Origin of the sequence: Moritella sp. 28 (assembly GCF_018219435.1) — a bacterium.
In the GTDB taxonomy this organism is placed as follows: domain Bacteria; phylum Pseudomonadota; class Gammaproteobacteria; order Enterobacterales; family Moritellaceae; genus Moritella.
The window spans coordinates 3,296,479-3,317,012 of sequence record NZ_CP056121.1; the positions used below are offsets into that span (position 1 = coordinate 3,296,479).

General features: G+C 39.8%; 18 protein-coding genes. 8 read left to right on the forward strand and 10 right to left on the reverse strand.

Annotated features, from left to right (window positions below):
* Nucleotides 1-293 precede the first annotated feature (293 nt).
* Nucleotides 294-2,081, forward strand: coding sequence for a GMC oxidoreductase (locus HWV02_RS14510; protein WP_211676486.1), 1,788 nt, complete (start codon nucleotides 294-296; stop codon nucleotides 2,079-2,081).
* Here HWV02_RS14510 and HWV02_RS14515 read toward each other — a convergent pair.
* Nucleotides 2,078-2,350: a GIY-YIG nuclease family protein gene (locus tag HWV02_RS14515; RefSeq protein WP_211676487.1), complete on the reverse strand. Its 273-nt coding sequence runs from the start codon at nucleotides 2,348-2,350 to the stop codon at nucleotides 2,078-2,080. The two genes, HWV02_RS14510 and HWV02_RS14515, sit on opposite strands and share 4 nt — an antisense overlap.
* Nucleotides 2,351-2,534: 184 nt before the next feature.
* Between HWV02_RS14515 and dacB the strand changes: the two genes are divergently transcribed.
* Nucleotides 2,535-3,989, forward strand: coding sequence for a D-alanyl-D-alanine carboxypeptidase/D-alanyl-D-alanine-endopeptidase (dacB, locus tag HWV02_RS14520; protein WP_255550350.1), 1,455 nt, complete (start codon nucleotides 2,535-2,537; stop codon nucleotides 3,987-3,989).
* Between the two features lie 132 nt (nucleotides 3,990-4,121).
* Here the strand turns inward: dacB and HWV02_RS14525 are convergent, their stop codons facing one another.
* The 3 genes from HWV02_RS14525 to HWV02_RS14535 form a co-directional block, all read right to left on the reverse strand.
* The gene (locus tag HWV02_RS14525; protein ID WP_211676488.1) at nucleotides 4,122-5,423 is read right to left on the reverse strand and encodes an inosine/guanosine kinase; all 1,302 of its coding nucleotides are present in this window, start codon (nucleotides 5,421-5,423) and stop codon (nucleotides 4,122-4,124) included.
* 144 nt (nucleotides 5,424-5,567) lie between these two features.
* Complete coding sequence (locus tag HWV02_RS14530) at nucleotides 5,568-5,924, reverse strand: hypothetical protein (protein ID WP_255546829.1); 357 nt, start codon at nucleotides 5,922-5,924, stop codon at nucleotides 5,568-5,570.
* Nucleotides 5,925-5,992: 68 nt separating this feature from the next.
* Nucleotides 5,993-7,135: a fatty acid desaturase gene (locus HWV02_RS14535; RefSeq protein ID WP_211676489.1), complete on the reverse strand. Its 1,143-nt coding sequence runs from the start codon at nucleotides 7,133-7,135 to the stop codon at nucleotides 5,993-5,995.
* Between the two features lie 332 nt (nucleotides 7,136-7,467).
* Between HWV02_RS14535 and lpxL the strand changes: the two genes are divergently transcribed.
* Both lpxL and ylqF read left to right on the forward strand, forming a co-directional pair.
* Nucleotides 7,468-8,394 carry an LpxL/LpxP family Kdo(2)-lipid IV(A) lauroyl/palmitoleoyl acyltransferase gene (gene lpxL, locus HWV02_RS14540; protein WP_211688396.1) on the forward strand — a complete coding sequence of 309 codons (927 nt, stop codon included), beginning with the start codon at nucleotides 7,468-7,470 and terminating at the stop codon, nucleotides 8,392-8,394.
* 249 nt (nucleotides 8,395-8,643) lie between these two features.
* Nucleotides 8,644-9,570: a ribosome biogenesis GTPase YlqF gene (ylqF, locus tag HWV02_RS14545; RefSeq protein ID WP_211676491.1), complete on the forward strand. Its 927-nt coding sequence runs from the start codon at nucleotides 8,644-8,646 to the stop codon at nucleotides 9,568-9,570.
* Between the two features lie 129 nt (nucleotides 9,571-9,699).
* On the opposite strand, the gene HWV02_RS14550 is transcribed toward ylqF, so the two are convergent.
* Both HWV02_RS14550 and aroG read right to left on the reverse strand, forming a co-directional pair.
* The gene (locus tag HWV02_RS14550; RefSeq protein ID WP_211676492.1) at nucleotides 9,700-10,194 is read right to left on the reverse strand and encodes a DUF3085 domain-containing protein; all 495 of its coding nucleotides are present in this window, start codon (nucleotides 10,192-10,194) and stop codon (nucleotides 9,700-9,702) included.
* 111 nt (nucleotides 10,195-10,305) lie between these two features.
* Nucleotides 10,306-11,364 (reverse strand): 3-deoxy-7-phosphoheptulonate synthase AroG, encoded by a 1,059-nt coding sequence (aroG, locus tag HWV02_RS14555; RefSeq protein WP_211672142.1) that lies wholly within the window; start codon nucleotides 11,362-11,364, stop codon nucleotides 10,306-10,308.
* A gap of 194 nt (nucleotides 11,365-11,558) precedes the next feature.
* Between aroG and HWV02_RS14560 the strand changes: the two genes are divergently transcribed.
* Both HWV02_RS14560 and argA read left to right on the forward strand, forming a co-directional pair.
* Complete coding sequence (locus HWV02_RS14560) at nucleotides 11,559-11,873, forward strand: HI1450 family dsDNA-mimic protein (protein ID WP_211676493.1); 315 nt, start codon at nucleotides 11,559-11,561, stop codon at nucleotides 11,871-11,873.
* A gap of 76 nt (nucleotides 11,874-11,949) precedes the next feature.
* Entirely contained in the window at nucleotides 11,950-13,278 is a 1,329-nt protein-coding gene (argA, locus tag HWV02_RS14565) for an amino-acid N-acetyltransferase (protein WP_211688398.1), read from the forward strand.
* Nucleotides 13,279-13,360: 82 nt separating this feature from the next.
* On the opposite strand, the gene HWV02_RS14570 is transcribed toward argA, so the two are convergent.
* The 4 genes from HWV02_RS14570 to htpG form a co-directional block, all read right to left on the reverse strand.
* Nucleotides 13,361-13,702 (reverse strand): hypothetical protein, encoded by a 342-nt coding sequence (locus HWV02_RS14570; protein WP_211676495.1) that lies wholly within the window; start codon nucleotides 13,700-13,702, stop codon nucleotides 13,361-13,363.
* Nucleotides 13,703-13,795: 93 nt separating this feature from the next.
* Nucleotides 13,796-14,776 (reverse strand): ferrochelatase, encoded by a 981-nt coding sequence (gene hemH / locus HWV02_RS14575; protein WP_211688400.1) that lies wholly within the window; start codon nucleotides 14,774-14,776, stop codon nucleotides 13,796-13,798.
* A gap of 150 nt (nucleotides 14,777-14,926) precedes the next feature.
* Entirely contained in the window at nucleotides 14,927-15,574 is a 648-nt protein-coding gene (gene adk / locus HWV02_RS14580) for an adenylate kinase (protein ID WP_211676498.1), read from the reverse strand.
* Between the two features lie 167 nt (nucleotides 15,575-15,741).
* Complete coding sequence (gene htpG / locus HWV02_RS14585) at nucleotides 15,742-17,652, reverse strand: molecular chaperone HtpG (RefSeq protein WP_211676499.1); 1,911 nt, start codon at nucleotides 17,650-17,652, stop codon at nucleotides 15,742-15,744.
* Nucleotides 17,653-17,926: 274 nt separating this feature from the next.
* Here htpG and HWV02_RS14590 point away from each other — a divergent pair, with 274 nt between their 5' ends.
* Entirely contained in the window at nucleotides 17,927-18,406 is a 480-nt protein-coding gene (locus HWV02_RS14590; RefSeq protein ID WP_211676500.1) for a glutathione peroxidase, read from the forward strand.
* Between the two features lie 181 nt (nucleotides 18,407-18,587).
* Nucleotides 18,588-20,531 carry an exoribonuclease II gene (locus tag HWV02_RS14595; protein WP_211688401.1) on the forward strand — a complete coding sequence of 648 codons (1,944 nt, stop codon included), beginning with the start codon at nucleotides 18,588-18,590 and terminating at the stop codon, nucleotides 20,529-20,531.
* Nucleotides 20,532-20,534 lie beyond the last annotated feature (3 nt).

Consider the following 20,534-nt stretch of genomic DNA (forward strand, 5'->3'; position numbering starts at 1 on the left):
ATAAGTCAACGCCACAACAGCTTAATCAATGAAAACGTCTCGAAACATAACAGCCTGATAATTTTACTAGTATTATTTAATATAGATTAAATACAACATTAACAATTAATTAAAGAAAATGTTCCGCGACATACCTACAGTATGGTGCATACAATGATAACAACTCTTGATAACATATTTCAGTCATTAATCTTAATTAACCTAATGAGCACACCCAAGATATTCTAAAACAAATATAGTGCTTAAAGTACAGTCTTGGTGTGATACTAACGGATTAGCAGTAGGGGTAATATATGTCAAATACTAACTTTGATTTTGACCAGATAATCATTGGATCTGGTTTTGGTGGGGCCGCCAGCGCATTGCGTTTAACAGAAAAAGGATTTCGAGTATTAGTATTAGAGCGTGGTAAACGCATTAGGACGAAAGAGTTCTCACGAACGAGTTGGAATTTAAAGCGTTTTATGTGGTTGCCTCAATTAGGCCTTACAGGACCATTTACACTCTCTATCACACGTAAAATTAACTTGGTTCATGGTAGCGCGGTTGGGGGAGGTTCACTTGTTTACGGAAACACTCACCTTATCCCGGGTCCTGAGATCTTTACTCATCCATCATGGACAGGTATGCATGAAGACTGGCATACACGTTTATCTCCTTATTATGCATTAGCACAGCGTATGATTGGCGTACAACAAAACCGATTCTTTGGTCCTGCCGACCTTATTTTAAAAGATGTTGCAAAGGATATGGGACGTGAAGATACCTTTAAAACTGTATATAGCGGCCTGCTCTATCCAAAAGGTGAAAATAAGGTTTCACAAAATATAGATGTTGAACGTTTAGGTGAAGATCGTGGCGACCCCTATTTTAATGGCGATGGCCCAAAACGAAATAGCTGCACCTATTGTGGTAACTGTATGTCTGGTTGCCGTCACAATGCTAAAAATAGTCTCGATAAAAACTATCTTTACTTCGCTGAACGTAATGGTGCAGAAATCCGTCCAGAATCAAATGTCACTAAGATTGAACCGATTGCCGATGAAAACGGCGTAAAAGATGGTAATGCGGGCTACACAATCCATGTAACCGAAGGTTTAGGTTTATTTAATAAGAAAAAATACACCTTAACAACACGTGGCGTCATCGTTTCAGGTGGTGTCTTTGGCACCATGCCATTGCTGCTCAGAATGCGGGATGTCGAAAAGACATTACCAAATCTAAGTCCAAACCTTGGTCAGAACGTACTAACAAACTCAGAAACATTATTAACAGTTTCACACAATCGCCTGACCCAACAAGAACAAAAAGAAGAAGTTTGGAATGGCAGTGCTATTACCTCGATCTTCTCTCCAGATGATGAAACCAAGGTTGAAATTGTGCGTTATGCAAAAGGCAGTGACGCTGCATTTACAGGAGGCATGTCAGTACCACTAACGTCAAAACAGTCTGGAATTCCCCGCTCTGTGAGCATGCTCATTAATATCGCTAAGCAACCCATTAAAACCCTTAAAATGGCAAACCCAGTTGGTAAAGCGAAAGACACGATTATCTTATTAGTGATGCAGACAGCACAAAACCACATTCACCTAGAAAGTAAACGTGCTTGGTACTCACCGTTCAAACCAACATGGATACCTGTGCAACACAAAGGTGACGAAAAACTCAGAAACTACTTCCCTATTGCGCATAAAGTAGCTGAACATTACGTGAAGCGTTCCGGTGGTGATGCCGGTAATCTCGCCTTAGAAGTCATTGTGGGCACCCCTATCACAGCTCACATGATGGGAGGAGCAATAATGGGCAAGGATCCAAAAACAGCGGTACTTGATGGTACAGGCCAGGCTTATGGCTATAAGAACCTGCGTATTCTCGATGGTTCAATTATTGCTGGTAACTTAGGCGTAAATCCATCGCTTACAATTTTGGCTCTAACTGAACATGCGATGGCGCAGATCCCAGTATTCGATGCCGAAAGAGCGGCTAAGATTAAACCGATTCATTTTTCAGCAGCCCTCGACGGTAATCCGTCAGCAATCCAAGCAGCTGGTATGCCTGAGATCCTAACCAAAGCGATTTAATCGCAAAAACTCGCAGACTTGATTAAAGCGAGTTTTTGTTTCCGCGGTAACTGTTTAATCGCGTACTCTCGTTTACTGGCCCGACTTCGGTCGGGTTGGATTTCTGTATATGCAATCCGTATCGGTTTCGCTCGACGAAAAAATTTCGCACCCGTTCCTTTACAATGCTGCTGATAACGTCTTTCCATATCGGTAGTTATACCACAATACAGGCCCGCATCAGTTTCAATAAGGTAAACAATCCATAACCGTTCTACTGCTTTTATCACGACTTAGCCTTTACTTTTATAGCCATCACAATCAATACATGACTATGCTTTCTCATTTAAAATATCACTCGTGTAGTAATATCGCATGTATGAATATTTTGTGTAATTTAATTATACGCATTTTATTGCTTTGCAATCTCAGATAGAATAATCATCCATACAGCAATCAATATTAAAAAATAATATGTTACGAACTTTCCTTTATTGTACTACTCTCTACTTCATCAGCATGAATGCCAACGCTAATACCGATGAAATAGCGCCTTTAGAAAAACTGCTCCCGCCAGGTACAAATGTTGCCTATATTATTGGTCAACCTTTCAATGCAACTGAAAAAATCAATAGTAACACCATCAATCAACATAATGCCGACCTCTTATTAACGCCAGCATCAACACAAAAGCTACTAACAGCATTAGCAGCCAAGCTTTACCTTACAGACGAGTATATCTTTAAGACCAGCTTACATGGCAATATTTATAAACAGACATTAAGCGAAATGGAGTTTAATTTTACGGGTGACCCAACTTTCACCAGAAAAGATTTACGTAAAATGCTTAAGCAATTAAAAGCCAAAGGGATCACACATATTAACGGTGATATCACGCTTAATCAAAGCCGTTTTAACGGTTATAATTGGGGCAATGGTCAGGTATGGAATGATCAAGCTGTCTGTTATGCCACACAAGCGTCAGCCTTGGTCATCAACAGTAATTGTGTATTAGGAAATTTAAAGCGCTCTGCCGAACTTGAAAAAGCAACTGTTTACATTCCGGACTATGAACCGATAGTATTAACGAGCCAAGTTAATATCGTCACTAAAGAGCAGCAGAAGGCACAGTTTTGTGATTTAGAGGTCACACGCCATCCAGACAACAATTACACGTTATTTGGCTGTATTACGCCCTCTAAACGTAACCTTCCCTTGTCATTTGCTATTTCAGAACCGACCACTTACTTTACAGCACTGCTTAAAGCAGAATTAGCACAAGCGAGCATTAAATTTACCGGCCAGGTTGTTGAAAGCCATAAAACGATAAAGACAGCCGAAGTGATCAATCACCAGTCACCACCGCTTGCAGAAATTGTCGCTAGAATGATGAAAGAGTCAGATAATTTAATTGCTGACATATTATTTAAAACCATCGGTGCAGAATACTTCCAACAAGCAGGTAATTACCGAAATGGCGCTAAAGCCATGCGCTTAATCTTGGCCGAAAAAGACATCTCATTAGCATCGAATGTGATTGCCGATGGCTCTGGACTATCACGTCACAATTTAGTGTCTGCACAAACTATGTTCAGAGTACTGGAGTATGTCATCCGCCATGATGATGAACTACAATTATTAGACACAATGCCAATATCAGGTGTAGATGGTACATTGCAATATCGTCGCGGGTTATTGACAAAGAAACTAACAGGTAAGATTGTCGCGAAAACGGGTTCATTAAAAGGTTTATCTAATTTAGTTGGTTTTGTAAAAACAGAAAAAAATCACATGGTTCCTTTTGTACTGATGGTGAGTGGTTACAACCCTAAGACTATTGAGCAAGATAAGCATAATAAACCGAGACAAGCATCACCTCTGACGCAATATTCGGCCGCATTCTTTAATACCATAGTCTCTACTTATTAGTGACTTAAACAAAATAGCTCATAAAAAATGGCGAGCAACTCAACTTAGTATCAGTTTCGTTGTTCGCCATTTTTTGTATTATTTATCAACCCGCACTAAAGCTAGATAATGCGAGTATCAGCAATAAAGATATTAACTAGACCAGTAACCTTCATCTAATGAATCTTCACGTTCAGGCAAGCCTTTTAATAAACGCGGCGAGTGTTGCGCCAAGACTTCATAACTTACACGGTTTGCGTATTTGCACAGCTGTGAAAGCGATGAATAAGCCAAACAGTTCGCAGAATGTTTATCAGAGTTAGGCACGATATCTCTATGATAAGAGTTAGCTAACATATCATGTAAGATTGCAGATAATGCACCATCGCCCGCACCATTGGTATTTTTAATTTCGACAGGACCGCCTAAGTACGGTGCAATATGTGAATACATTTTTAATGGTTCGTTCGTATCAGCCAAGCGCATTGGACGACTGTATTCATAACGGTTAAATTCAGCTATCGCACCAGGTAATAAGTGGCCACTTGTTTCACGTTTATATTTTTCATCCGTGTAACCCGCCATATAAAGACCTTCAGCCCCCGCAGTACAAAGAACAAGATCACACCATTCTAGTGCCGCATCCGCAGCAAGTAATGGATCAGTAAAGCCTGTTAATGCTTCACCTTCATCTTCATTCATTGCAATCACAGTGACATATTCGTTAATGAAATTCTGCCACCACTTCTCATTACCTTCAATAATGAAACGTGTACCGAGTGTAAGAATAATAGGAATATTAAGGAATTTAGCTTGCTCAACCATGTGCATCGCAGCTTCTTTTATTGGATCATCATCTGCACAACGTAATAAATAAGCGGAGATAAGTAGACCAGAGCTTTTCTGCAGCTGATCAACGGGCAAATGCTCTTTAGTTAATTTATTCATTAAACCAGCATTAATACCGAAACTACGATCACCATCAGAAGAGATAAAGGTAAAGCAACGGCCAATGGGGCCATTTACAGGTTGCAGGTAATTAAGGTTTACTTTACTGCTGGTATTACATAAATATTGGTACGCATAACTGCCAATTTTAATTTGGTCACACATGGTACCAAATAGTAGTGACTGTGATTCAGACAGGATTGCGTAGTTATGTAGGGTATTAGCAACAGTACCGCCAGCAAATTCACTTACGATAAGATCATTTTGCTTTAACTCAGTATAAATTTGCTCAGCTATTTCATCACTGATCATCAGTGACTCGCCTTTTCTTAACCCAAAACGGGTTAAAAACGAATCTTCGACATGAGCTTCAATATCAACGAGTGTCTGATCAATACCACATAATACAGGTTGAGCTACATTTGCAATGTTTGCTGGTTTGACAAATGGATTGCCTGTATTTACAGGGAAATAATGCTTAGACTTGCGTTGACCGGGAAATTTCATATTTGAACCAGCATGAGAGAATAAAAGGGGGCTGATTTTACCAGCCTAATTCTGAAATACCAGTAAAACCAAATTAATGATCCAATTATTAACCATATTTTGGTCGATCACATAGATTTAATCGAAAAAAACAAAAATTTAAGCCTAATTCTGTCGAATAGTTACCACAAAATCACCACCCATTTTTGTTTCATCACGGCCACGAATAACAAAGCTATTACTCACAAGGTCAAATTCACATTCATGCCAAGCGCAGGTGAAATTCATCATATAATCCATTTGAGTTAATGCTTCATTCGGATCGATACGAATAGTACCTTCACAATAGCCAGCAAGAACAAAACTGACAAGCGTCTCGACTCTACACTTGCGTAATGGGCTGACATATTCAACAAAGGCGAAAAATGAGGCGTTGCCGAAATCATTGGTTAGTAAATCGTGCGCAAGTAAATACTTACGCATATCTTTATGCTTGATCAAAATATCCTCCGTGATTAACATGCCATCCTTGGCAATCAGTTAGGGTGTATTAAGATTACAGCCTAACTGTTATTACATACATCTATAATCTAATGAGAAAAACTAAGCTGCATGTTATTCCAGACTTTACGCTGTGCATGGAACGCGTCTTTAAGTTGGCTTAGTTGCAATTTAGTATCACGAATTTGTTGCTCAAATTGAATTTTGTCAAATTTATCATTCAGTGATTTTTTCTTCGATTCAAATAATACGATTTTTGCTTTATAAAAAGCGTTAAGTTTCTCACATAACACATCGTACTCTTGATTTAGACGTAAAATAACTTCTTCAGCATTAGGTAAATGCTGCACTTTATCGTGACGACGTTTTAATTCCATCTTCAATTTAGCCTGTTCGATACGTGCTTCAGGTACCATACGTAAGTCGCTTGCTAAGTTGCACCACGCTAAAACATTAATTAACCATTTAGTCGGATCATATTGATACCATTTAATCCCATTACGGTAATCAGTTTCAAAGATATGGTGGTAATTATGATAACCCTCACCATGAGTGAAGATAGCCAATAATGCATTATCACGAGCCGTGTTACGATCTGTATAAGGCTGTGTGCCCCACATGTGTGCCCATGAGTTGATAAAGAATGTAAAATGATGGCTTAATACTAAACGAGCAACACCTAACAATAATAAACTTGCCCAAACGTCTCCGTACAGAAGACCCACTAAGATAGGCACGCCAACGTTCATCACCAGCGCAAGTACGTTATAGTATTTATGCTGCCATACTGCGATACCATCTTTTTGTAAGTCACGAACATTCGTATAATCGGTATAAAGCATGGCATTATATTCACGTAACATCCAACCAATGTGCGAAAACCAAAAGCCATGACTTGCTGAGTACGGGTCTTTATCATCATGATCAACATGTTTATGGTGACGACGGTGATCTGAACTCCAATGGATTGCACTATTTTGTAATGCGAACGCACCACCGAGTGCAAAAATCAATCGTACTGACCAATGCGCTTTATAAGTGCGGTGAGACCAGAGTCTATGGTAACCACCTGTAATAGATAAGCCACACACGAAAATGCCGATGATCATAGCAATAACTTCGAAGGTCTCAAAACCATATACATAGCCATACCAAGGCACTGCAGTTATAGCAATGAGGAAGGTTGAAGCAAAAACGAATACATTTAACCAAATTAACGGTGGTTTTTTCATAATACTATCTCTAAAGCCTAATGAAGTAGTTTCATTTATAATAGCGCACAAGTGTAAGCTCAGTTATTGATTAAAGCAATCCAATGTTACCAAAATAGCTCGATAATCGGCTGTTTTATTTTATATAACTAAAATTGTGATACGTGTCTTGTTTTAATTTATCTAAGCTCCAATTAAAAACAACCACTAGCGCATCATCGACTAAACTATTAATAGTTATTATAAACTTGATCCTAAACAAGAAAAATCAGTAGTTTTCCGCATAGCATCTTCCAATAAAAATACTTACAATGTGATTTAAGTTATATTCTCATTATCGTTTCGAGGTTATTTTGATAGAAAAAGCGCAATTTTCAAATAAGTTATTTCATCCCAAATACTGGTCGCTTTGGTTTGCTGCCAGCTTGGCACGTTTAACCCAATACCTTCCCTTGGACAAGCAAATGAAATTAGGAGCCGCAATCGGCCGCTTGGTAAAAAAACTTATCAGCCGTCGTGTGAGTATAGCAAAACGAAATCTAGAGCTCTGTTTTCCTGATATGCCAGAGGCAGAACGAGAACGCCTGCTTGAACGTAATATTGAAGAGATCGGTAAAGCTATTTTCGATATTACTAATGCTTGGTGGTGGTCAGACGAGAAAGTTCAACGCCATATGACGATTAAAGGCCAAGCGCATATAGCTCAAACCATCGCAGATGGTCACGGCGTCATCTTATTCGCTGTACATTGCCTACCACTTGAAATGGGGGCTAGAATATTTGGTCAATTCCACCCCGGAGTCGGTGTTTACCGCCCGCATAAAAATCCCGTAATGGAGTACCTACAAGTAAAGGGACGTCTAAGATCTAACAAAGCACTTGTGCCTAAAAGCAATCTTCGTCAAATGGTTAAGAGCCTTCGCAATCTTGATGTGATCTGGTATACCGCGGATCAAGACTTCGGGCGTTCCAGCGCAACCTTTGTTCCTTTTTATGCGATGCCCGATGCAGCAACGATTACAGGTGCAAGTACACTCGCTCACCTTGGGAAAGCAAAAGTGTTGCCATTTAGCGTAATACGTAATGCTGATGATAAAGGCTATACCATAGAAATAATGCCACCACTCGATAACTTCCCGAGCAAAGATCACGCTGCAGACGCAAAACGAGGCAATACCATTATCGAACAAATCATTGATAAAGATAGGGCTCAATATATGTGGTTACACAGACGATTTAAAACTCGCCCAAATCAAGATTCCCCTTCCGTCTATAAATAATGTTATGCAGTATTGATATACTCGAATAACGAGCTTAAAACAACGCTATAGGTTCTCAATATAATTTGCAGAGATACACCAACCATTAGTGACCGAAATCACGATTTACGTTAAACTAGCGCCAATTATCAGACTATAGCAGGAAAGAGTACGCCTACTGCTTTAGCAACCAACTTTCAGAACAGAAGATGGGGTACCTCACAACGAACCCATCTGACACAAAGATAAAATAAAAGGCTTATATTTCAAATGAGTAAACAAACGATTCAGTGGTACCCAGGGCATATGCACAAAGCCCGTAAAGAGATCGCGGAAGTTATGCCGCAAATGGACCTCATTATCGAAGTACTCGATGCACGGATCCCTTATAGCAGCGAGAATCCAATGATCTCCGAGTTACGTGGTGATACCCCTTGCATTAAGATTCTCAATAAAAGCGACCTTGCAGATCCTATCGTTACTGCACAATGGTTAGAATACCTAGAATTAGAAGAAGGTGTAAAAGCGTATGCCTTTACGACACAAGAGCCTGCTGAGATCAAAAAGATCCCACAACTCGCTCGCGCGCTAGTGCCTAATAAAGAAGGTGCGCATAAAGTCATTAAAGCGATGATTATGGGCATTCCAAACGTGGGTAAATCAACAACAATTAATATCCTCGCTAATCGTATTATTGCTAAGACGGGTAATGAGCCTGCAGTGACGAAACAGCAGCAGCGTATCAAGTTAGACAACGGTATTGTACTGTCTGATACGCCAGGGATGTTATGGCCGAAAGTACAAAACCCACTTTCTGGCTACCGTTTAGCATCAACAGGCGCAATTAAAGATACTGCGATTGAATATGATGACATTGGTATGTATGCAGCAGAATACTTATGTCAAACCTATCCAGACGCAATGCGTGCACGTTACAAGCTAGATAACCTAGACAAAACAGATATAGAATTATTAGAAGACATTGGTCGTGGCCGTGGTTGTTTAGGTCCAGGTGGTTTTGTTGATTTAAATAAAGCCGCAGCGATATTAATTAATGAGTTACGTACTGCCAAGATCTGTCGTATCAGTTTAGAAACGCCAGCAATGGCTGAAGCAGAAAAACAGGCTGTGATTGAACGTTTAGCCCTTGAAGGCGTGAAGATTAAAAAACGTAAGCCAAAGAAAAAACGTCGTTAATCTATAATTAAGCGTTTATTAATAATGGCCTTTGCTAAATAGTAATTTAAAAAAAAGCGCCTCTCGTTACAGTAACGAGAGGCGCTTTTTATTATTGATTAACGCTAAGTATTCATCTTACTTAACGCTTTATTTGATGATTAAACGCACATCGTCATCATCACCAAGTTCAATAATGAACTGTTCCTTACCGGCTTTTACAGAACGACTCACCCATTCTAATGGAATTGTGATTGAGCCCATTTCACCATCAAAAACTTCATCTTGATTGAATTGAAAATCAGCATCGTTATCTGGGTGACAACCTAGTGCGTACGCTAATGTACCTCGCTCGATTGGCGAGATATCACTTGAAACATTGTTCATAATGAAAACGCCGTGCTCAGCCATCAAGGTTAATTGTGCTTTTAGTTTTTTAGGGTTCAGTTGATTAACATCTGGCCAGAAGTTAAGACCTTTACTTAATGCTTCAACTTCATTGTTACCGTGCTCATCAACAACTTTAGAGCCTTTAAATTTCGTAGGGTCCCAAAGATCATCATAAGTAGGGGTAAAAGTCTTTGCTGCTAACGCTTCAGCTTCAATAGGCAAAACTTCATCAAGAGAAAATATAATTCGTTTCATTTTGGTCCGCTCTTTAATGACAAAAGCACAAACCAAAGTTTGTGCTTTATAATATGCTAGGACTATATACCTAAACAGCGTTGTAATGCAAGTCAGCTAACCGCTTGCTTATTAAACTGTACGGCGTGTCGCAACAGCTTCAGATAGCTGTGCCATCATAGTTTCAGTGTCAGCCCAACCGATACAAGCATCAGTGATACTTTGACCGTAAGTTTCAACTTTACCGTTAACAAGATCTTGACGACCTTCAACTAAATGACTCTCAACCATCACACCAAAGATACCTTTGTTACCAGCACTAATTTGACCAGAAACATCAGTTGAAACATCCATTTGTTTTTGGAATTTCTTTTCACTGTTAGCATGGCTAAAATCAATCATGATATTAACGTCTTGCTTAGCCGCTTCTAACTGAGTTGTAATTGTGGCTACATCGTCAGCAGAATAGTTTGTCGATTTATTGCCTCCACGTAGAATAAGATGACAATCAGGATTACCTGCTGTTGAGATAATCGCAGAGTGACCGAATTTAGTGACAGATAAAAAATGGTGCGGTGCGTTTGCACTACCAATCGCATCGATAGCAACTTTAATTGTACCGTCGGTGCCATTTTTAAAACCAACAGGGCAAGACATACCAGAAGCCAGTTCACGATGCACTTGAGACTCTGTAGTACGTGCACCAATTGCGCCCCAACTCATTAAATCACCTACATATTGCGGCGTGATCATATCTAAGAATTCACCCGCAGTAGGTAAACCCATTGCATTCACATCAAGCAATAGTTTACGTGCGATACGTACACCATCATTTAATTGGAAGCTATCATCTAGATACGGGTCATTGATTAAGCCTTTCCAACCAACAGTTGTACGTGGTTTTTCAAAATAAACACGCATCACAATTTCAAGCGTATCTTTATACTTCTCACGCAATGCTACTAGTCGCTCTGCATATTCTAATGCAGCCACTGTATCATGAATAGAACAAGGACCAACGATCACTAAAAGGCGATCATCTTCTTGCTTAAGAATTTGGCTAATGCTATTGCGTGATTCAAATACTGTTTTAGTCACATCATCAGAAGCAGGGTATTTTTCCAACACTGCAATTGGCGGTAATAATTCTTTTACTTCACGGATTCTAACGTCGTCTGTTTGATAATGCATACTACTAATATTCCTTTATTCGGCCCGTGGGCATTCATACTCTAATGTTATATTGTCCACATTCAATGTAACGTCTATTTCACTCGGAAGCAATTACAAATCACATAAAAATTCAGTGGCTATTATAAGAAATATTCTTATCTTATCGAGATTAAGGTAAAATCCACCACAAATAAGTTAAATTTGGAAACCCCATGCGATTAAAAACTGAAGATGAATTAATTGACTTTGCCTATGACACATTCCTAGACAGTGCACAAACAGAGTTATCCCCTGCTGATCAAATCTTATTTGCCATGCAATTCGAAGATCGAGGTGCGGTTGATATCGTCAGCCTAGGTGATGATTGGCCAGTAAACGTAGCAATGGGTATCAATGATAATGAGTACTGCGAATTACATATTGGGCTTGTTGACGACAACGACCTGTTAAGTGATGTATTCGGACGCGTACTAGTTAAGAAAAAAACTAACGATAATTTTATCCATATTCTTTGGAAGACTGAATAATCAAACGTTAGTGACTTGCTTTCATCTTCGAATTAAGGAATATTAACGTTTAGAATAAGCATTATAATCCAAGGAGATGGAATTGAGTCAACAAGATAACCAGTTAGTACGGTGGTTTCGCCAATCAGCCCCGTACGTCAATGCCCATCGTGATAAAACCATCGTACTCACACTGGGCGGTGAAGCGATTGCACACGCTAATTTTATTAATATCGTCAATGATATCGCCTTATTAAATATTCTTGGCATTCGTATCGTTCTGGTGTTTGGTGCTCGCCCACAAATCAACACAATATTGGCGCAACACAATTGTGAAAGTGTATTTCACAAGCGACAGCGAGTCACAGATGAACAAGCTTTCCCGCTAATCAAGCAAGTCATTGGCCAACTCCAATATGAGATCACCGCAGCATTCTCAATGGGACTGGTCAACACCCAGATGCATGGCGTAAAAATTAATATTGTCAGTGGTAATTTTATTACTGCGCAACCTATGGGTGTTGATGAAGGCATTGATTTTTGTCATACCGGCCGTGTTCGGCGTGTCGATACCGATGCATTAGAATATCAACTTGCACAAAATGCCATCACAGTCATTCCCCCGCTCGGCTATTCCGTTACCGGTGAAAGCTTCAATCTAAGTGCCGAGGAAGTTGCAACCAAAATTGCTATTAAACTAAATGCACACAAACTGATCAGTTTTTGTTCTGCTCAAGGTGTGCTGGATTATAGCGGTAACCTCATTTCTGAAATGTTCCCAGAGCAAGCCCAAGAACGTCTGGCCGAAATTGATGCTCAAGGTGGCATTAATAGCGGTACCGCATCTTATTTACGTGCCGCAATCAATGCGTCATTAGCAGGGGTCCCTCGTTGTCATTTGGTGAGTTACAAAACCGATGGTTCGCTATTGCAAGAGCTGTTTTCACGTGATGGTGTCGGCACCCAGATTGTCCGTCAAAGTGCCGAGCAAACTCGCCCAGCCAAAATTGAAGATGTGGCGGGTATCATGTTGCTCACACAACCGTTAGTTGATCAAGGCATGCTAGTGCAACGAACAAGAGATCAGCTATTAAAGGATATCGAGCACTTCACTGTGGTTGAGCGCGACGGCACGATCATTGGCTGTGCGTCACTGTATTGCTTCTCTGGTAATATTGCTGAAATGGCGAGTGTCGCTACTCATCCAGAATATCGACGTTTAAGCCGCGGTGACTTATTAGTCAAAGAAATCGAAAGACAAGCGAACCTGCAAGGAATGGATAATCTGTTCGTCCTCACCACACACAGTATTCATTGGTTTAGAGAGCGTGGTTTTGATCCTGTTGAATTAGACCAGTTACCACTAGAAAAACAAGAATTGTATAATCTACAACGTCGTTCAAAAATATTGATGAAGCGTTTATAAGTGATGTGGTTCGGTAATATTTTATGTGTACTTTGGAGTAATAAATAAGCCTAGTGCTTAACGAACCTTCACTTTATATTACTCACGTTGATTTTATGCAATCAACGCCTTTGTTCTCATTGATCTTGAGGCAATTTGCAATCTGAATTATTAAGTATGCCGATTTGCCTTTAAGCTCAATAAATTTAATTTCCGATTCAGTCGCAATCCACTGCATTGACAAATTAAAAATTTTCTTTTGATTATCGTTTAACGACGATTCAACTTGGGGAATATTAATCAGTTGCCCATCCTCAGATACTTCTAATAGAACTCCCATTTTTGGAATATTATTTTCAAAAATATTGGATGTAGGTGATGGATGCTCAGGTGTACAACCAATTAAAAACACAGCGGTTATAAAGAATAGTCTTAATTTGAACATAATAAAATTCCTTTATGCAACAGGCCGAGGTGGTTAGCGTCCAACACGCGAATGCTAAACACGGCTTAGTCCGAGCTAAGTAACGTTATAAAACTAACGTAAATAATCGCAGGCTACGGCATGTAATGCACGGACATGCGCTTCGTCGTCGTTTAAACACGCAATAAAACGGTAATCCTCACCGCCAGCACCCACAAACACTTCTTTATTCTCTATCGCCATTTCTTCTAACGTTTCTAAACAATCGACAGCAAACGCAGGCGCAATCACATCTAACGACTGAGTACCACTTTCAGCCAATTTAATTAAGGTTTCATTGGTATACGGCTGTAACCATTCTGCTTTACCAAAACGAGATTGATAACAATGCACAACCTCATCTTCAGCTAACCCTAAGCGCGCACAAAGCAACGCGGTCGTTTCAACACAATGATCAGCATAAATATCGCCTTTTTCAACAAGGAACTTAGGGATACCATGGTAAGACAATAACAGTTTCTCTGCTCTGCCCTTTTCTGCCCAATGTCGTTCAATACTCAGTGCGAGTGCATCAATAAAGGCAGCGTTATTATGGTAATGCTTTACTAAGCTTACACTTGGCACATCGATACTTGTTTGCAGATAATGAGCCACTTGGTCAAATACCGGCGCAGTTGTTGTTGAGGAATACTGTGGGAATAACGGTAACACAACAATATGCTCTGACCCCATTTGTTGTAGCTTAGCAATGGCATTTTTAATGCTGCGTTCACCATAGGTCATTGCCAGTTCAACATTGACATTTTGACCCGCGTCTTCGAATAAGGCAGCCAAGGCTTTTTGTTGTAATAGACTGTAGTGTAATAAAGGTGAACCATCATCAAACCAAATTGATTGGTAGGCTTTAGCAACACGTTTACTGCGCAAAGGTAAAATGACACCGTTTAATAGTGGTAACCAAAATAATCGCGGAATACTAACAACACGAGGATCAGAAAGAAATGGTTTTAAAAATGCTTTAACGCCCGCTGGTGTTGCCGATTCTGGCGTACCAAGGTTAACCAATAACACACTTTGCTTAGTCATATTACCCATAATCACTATGTCGTTTAACGAATAAAGCTATTCTATGTGATTAAACGCATTGGATCCAACAACTCACTGAGATTTAGCTATAAAAAAACCCTGAGCATGCTCAGGGTTTAGTAACCGTATACAGATTAATCGAAAGGGGTTATGCCCTATCTATTGACCAAGTAATTCAGCTAATTGCTTGCTTACAGCTTCAACAGCTTGTGTGCCGTCAAATGTAACGTATTTGCTGTTACCAGCTTCCGCTTCTTTGCCATAGTATGCAATAAGTGGTGCAGTTTGATCGTGGTAGATACCTAAACGTTTACGAACAGTTTCTTCAACATCATCCACACGGATTGTTAATTCTTCACCAGTTTCGTTATCTTTACCTTCCACTTTTGGCGGATTGTAAACTGTATGGTAAACACGACCAGAAGGAGCGTGAACACGACGGCCACTCATACGTTTAACGATTTCTTCATCAGGCACGTCAAATTCAAGTACGAAATCAACGTCAATACCGTTTTCTTTCATAGCGTCAGCTTGTGGGATAGTACGTGGGAAACCGTCTAGTAGGAAACCTTTTGCACAATCTTCTTTCTTCACGCGCTCTTTAACTAATTCGATGATTAGTTCGTCAGATACTAGTTGGCCACCATCCATAACAGCTTTAACTTTTTGACCTAACTCAGAACCTTCTTTAATAGCAGCTCGTAGCATATCACCAGTAGAGATTTGCGGAACACCATAATTTTCCATGATGAACTGTGCTTGAGTTCCCTTACCTGCACCTGGTGCACCTAATAAAATAATACGCATAAATTGCCCTTAAATTGACTTAGCTTGTTTAAATTGCTTAAATTTCAGAACGGCTAGACTACACGGGAAATCCGATGTGTTCAAGTCCAGCTCGGTTTTGTTACTTTTTTGTATACAACTTTGTGAGTAATGCGATAAAAATAATACCCACAAAGTTAAGTCCGAAATTAACCAATTAAACGGTTCATACGTGCAATAAATGCAGCAGGATCGTCTAAACTACCACGTTCGGTAAGCTGAGCTTGCTCTAACAATAGTTGAACCCAGTCAGCAAATACGGTTTCATCTGCTTCATCAGCAACACGTTTAATCATTTCGTGCTCAGGATTTAGCTCAAAAATGTACTTTTGTGGTGGTACAGCTTGACCTGCAGATTCCATCAACTTAATCATCTGGCTGCTCATACCATCTTCGTTTGTTACCACGCAAGACGGTGTTTCAGTTAGACGATGAGTTAAACGAACGTCGGCTACTTTTTCACCTAATGTTGATTTAGCACGCTCAAGGAAACTTGCAAACTCTTCAGTTGCCTCTTCTTTCGCTTTTTTAGCGTCTTCATCATCGAGTGCACCAAGGTCAAGATCGCCCTTAGTTACTGATACTAATTGCTTACCGTCGAAATCTGTTAAGTGTGATAGCAACCACTCATCGATACGGTCTGTTAATAGTAATACTTCAATGCCTTTCTTCTTGAAGATTTCAAGGTAAGCACTGTTTACAGCTGTAGTGTAGTTATCAGCTGTGATGTAATAAATCTTATCTTGGTCTTCTGGCATGTTTTCGATGTATTTACCGAAACCAACTTCTTGTGCAGGACCACCAACAGATGTTGAAGAGAAACGTAATAAAGAAGCAATTTTTTCTTTATTCGCCATATCTTCAGCTGGACCTTCTTTCAGTGCTTGACCGAATTCATTCCAGAATTTGAGGTATTTCTCATCATCATTCTTAGCCATGCGCTCAAGCATCGTAAGTACACGCTTAGTACAAGCAGTACGTAATGATGTTGTTACTTTATTATCTTGTAAGATTTCGCGAGATACGTTTAGTGGTAGATCATTCGAATCTAATACACCCTTCACGAAACGCAGGTAAGTTGGCATGAACTGCTCTGCGTCATCCATAATGAATACACGTTGAACATACAGTTTTAGACCATGTTCTTTTTCACGGTTCCACATGTCAAACGGTGCGCGCGCAGGAATGTAAAGTAGGCTGGTGTATTCTTGCTTACCTTCTACACGGTTATGGCTCCATGTTAGTGGATCTTCAAAATCGTGTGCGATGTGCTTATAGAACTCTTGATATTCTTCGTCTTTCAGTTCATTTTTCGATAATGTCCACAATGCGCTTGCACGTGTTACCGATTCCCATTCACCAGGTACTGCAGGTGTTTTTTCACCGTCAGGACCTTCTGATTCAGGTTGTTCTTCTTTCCACATTTCAACAGGGATGCTGATGTGGTCAGAGTATTTGTTTACGATTTGACGCAGTTTCCATGCATCTAATAAATCATCTTCGCCTTCACGTAAGTGCAAGATAATTTCAGTACCACGGCTTTCTTTAGTGATCTCAGCAAGACGATAGTCGCCTTCACCTTCAGATTCCCACTGTACCGCTTGGTCCGCTGCTGCGCCCGCTGCACGTGTATTTACTGTCATCATATCTGCTACGATGAAACCAGAATAGAAACCAACACCAAACTGACCGATTAATTGCGAATCTTTCGCTTGATCACCCGATAAGTTGTTAAAGAATTCTGACGTGCCAGAACGTGCTATCGTGCCTAGGTGTGAGATAACATCTTCACGTGACATGCCGATACCGTTATCAGAAATCGTTATTGTACGCGCTGTTTTATCAAACGATACACGCACACGTAATTCACCGTCATTTTCATATAAACTGTTGTCTGATAATGCTTTAAAACGAAGTTTATCGGCTGCATCTGCCGCATTAGAGACGAGTTCACGTAAAAATATTTCTTTATTTGAATATAAAGAATGGATCATTAATTTAAGTAGCTGCTTAACTTCAGCTTGAAAGCCGTGAGTCTCAGTATTAACTGTATCAGTCATTACTTGTTCCTTTGTTCTAATGGGTGATTCAGATTAAAACTATCTGAATTTATTCGTTAATAGATAGATGGGTTTGTTATCAGTGTTTTCAAGGGCAGTTTATAATTTTTATCTGTGACCTCTAACGCAACAACTATAAAATACACTACAAAATAATATTAAATATAAGAAAGTCCTTGCACATTAGTACACTAACCACCAATATGTTGCGCACAACTTAAATTAATTGATACACATTAGCACTCGTGCTCATTCTATTATTAAGGTACTTAAAATGACTAAGCTTTATGATTTCGAAGTAACTACAATCACAGGTGAACAAAAAAAACTCAGTGATTATAAAGGCCAAGCAGTGTTGATTGTAAATACAGCAAGTAAATGTGGATTTACTAATCAATATGCCGAATTAGAAGAGTTACACCAGAAATATGGCAGCAAAGGATTCGCTATTTTAGGCTTCCCTTGCAACCAATTTAAACAACAAGAGCAAGGTTCAGATGCGGACATCAACTCATTTTGCCAGCTGAACTTTGGCGTGACGTTCGATATGTTCAGTAAAATCGATGTTAACGGAGATAATGCAGACCCGCTTTATAATTGGCTTAAAACAGAAGCAAAGGGCATATTAGGCAGTAAAGGTATTAAATGGAATTTCACTAAATTCTTAATAAACCGTGAAGGCGATGTTGTCGATCGCTTTCCACCAACCTTGTCACCAAAAGGCATGGTTAAAGACATTGAAAAACTACTGTAGATTTTATTTTTAAATAAAGTATTTAATAGTTACAATAACTTAGTAAAGTGACAGGCGGTTTTTTTAGATAAAGCTAACTATTTAACCTCGTTTGTTTTTACAAAAAACAACCCTCATAAGGGGTGGAGTTTCGCCTTTCTCTGTCGTATAGTATGCGCAATTCATTATAGGAAGGCTTTACATGTTTCGCGACAATCCACTACTATCTCAATTAAAACAAAATATGCGCCAAAACACGCCGAGTGTAGAAGGTACAGTTAAAGGCACTGAACGTGGTTTTGGTTTCCTTGAAGCGGATGATGGCGAAAGCTATTTCATTGCCCCGCCTCACATGAAAAAAATCATGCATGGCGATAGAATTAAAGCGTATATCGAAACTAACGGTGATAAAACATCGGCAGAACCAGATACCTTAGTTGAAGCTAAGCTAACGCGTTTTATTGCGCGTATCAGTATTACTAAAAATAAACTCACCATTCTTGCAGATAGTCCTGTTATCAACATGCCAATCAAAGCGAAATTAGTCGGCTTGGGTGGCCAGAAAGTGAATGAAGGTGACTGGGTTGTTGCACAACTTAAATCTCATGCATTAAAAGACGGTAATTTTTCTGCAGAAGTAACAGGCTTCGTCGCGACTGCAACCGATCCAAATGCACCATGGTGGGTAACATTAGCACGTCAAGACTTAGCTAAAGATGTACCTGTAATGCCTGATTCGGTTGAATTCAAAGATGACACAACACGTGTAGACCTAACCGATAAAGCCTTTTTCACTATCGATTCAGCATCAACACAAGATATGGATGATGCCCTGCTTGTTGAAAAAACAGCTGAAGGTAATTTAAAAGTAACAGTGGCGATCGCCGATCCAACGTCATATATCCCTGCCGATTCAGAATTAAACAAAATCGCAGCAGAACGCGCATTCACTGTGTATTTACCAGGCCGTAATATCCCAATGATGCCACGTGAACTCAGTGATAGTGTTTGTTCACTCGTTGCTGGCGAAAAACGCCCGACATTATGCTGTACTTATACTATCCAAGAAGACGGCGCATTAGCTGAAGAATTTGAATTCTTCACAGCATGGATCACATCACAGCATAAACTGTCTTACACACAAGTATCAGATTGGATTGAAGAAGTATCAACTGATTGGCAGCCTGAAGCACAACTAGCAGAACAGCTACAATCACTGGCTACTTTTGCACGTCATCGTCAGCAGTGGCGCAAGAAGAATGCAATCGTATTCCCAGACCAACCTGATTATAGCTTTGAGCTAGATGAAACTGGTAATGTACTGGCTATTCATGTAGAGCATCGCCGTATTGCCAATCAAATGATCGAAGAAACAATGGTTGCTGCGAACATTACAGCTGCACGTTTATTCCGTCAAAATGGTGATGTTGGTGTATTTAATACCCACGCTGGCTTCGATCCAGAGAAAATTGATCTGGTTGTCGAGTTATTAACTGAGCATGGTATTGAATGTACTAAAGAGCACATCCAATCACTACCAGGTTATGTTGAATTACAACGTACACTCGCTGAAAAAGCCAATCCAGCTTTAGACAGTCGTTTACGTCGAATGCAAAGCTATAGCATAATTAGTGCAAGTGCAGAACGCCACTTCGCGATGGGCTTAGACGGTTATGCAACGTGGACATCACCTATTCGTAAATATGGTGACATTATTAACCATCGTCTAATCAAAGCAACATTGACCAATGGTTCTGCGCCATCAGCGACTGAAGATGAAGTTATCTTAATGTCAGAGCGTCGTCGTCAACACAGAATGGCTGAACGTGATATCTCCTCGTGGTTATACGTTGACTACCTAACGCCTGCAGTAGAAAGCAAACAAGCATTCGAAGCAAGTATTATGGATGTTAACCGTGGTGGTTTACGTGTACGTTTGCTTGAAAATGGTGCGGTTGCATTTATCCCTGCTAGCTTATTACATGATAATAAGAAAGAAGTTAAATGCTTAGTTGAAACAGGTCAAATCAGCATTAAAGATCAAGTGGAATACAGCCTAGGTGACGTGATTTACGTTAACATTGCTGAAATCAACAAAGAAAAACGTAACATTGTTGCTAAACCAGTTGAAAAAATGGCGAGTTAATCA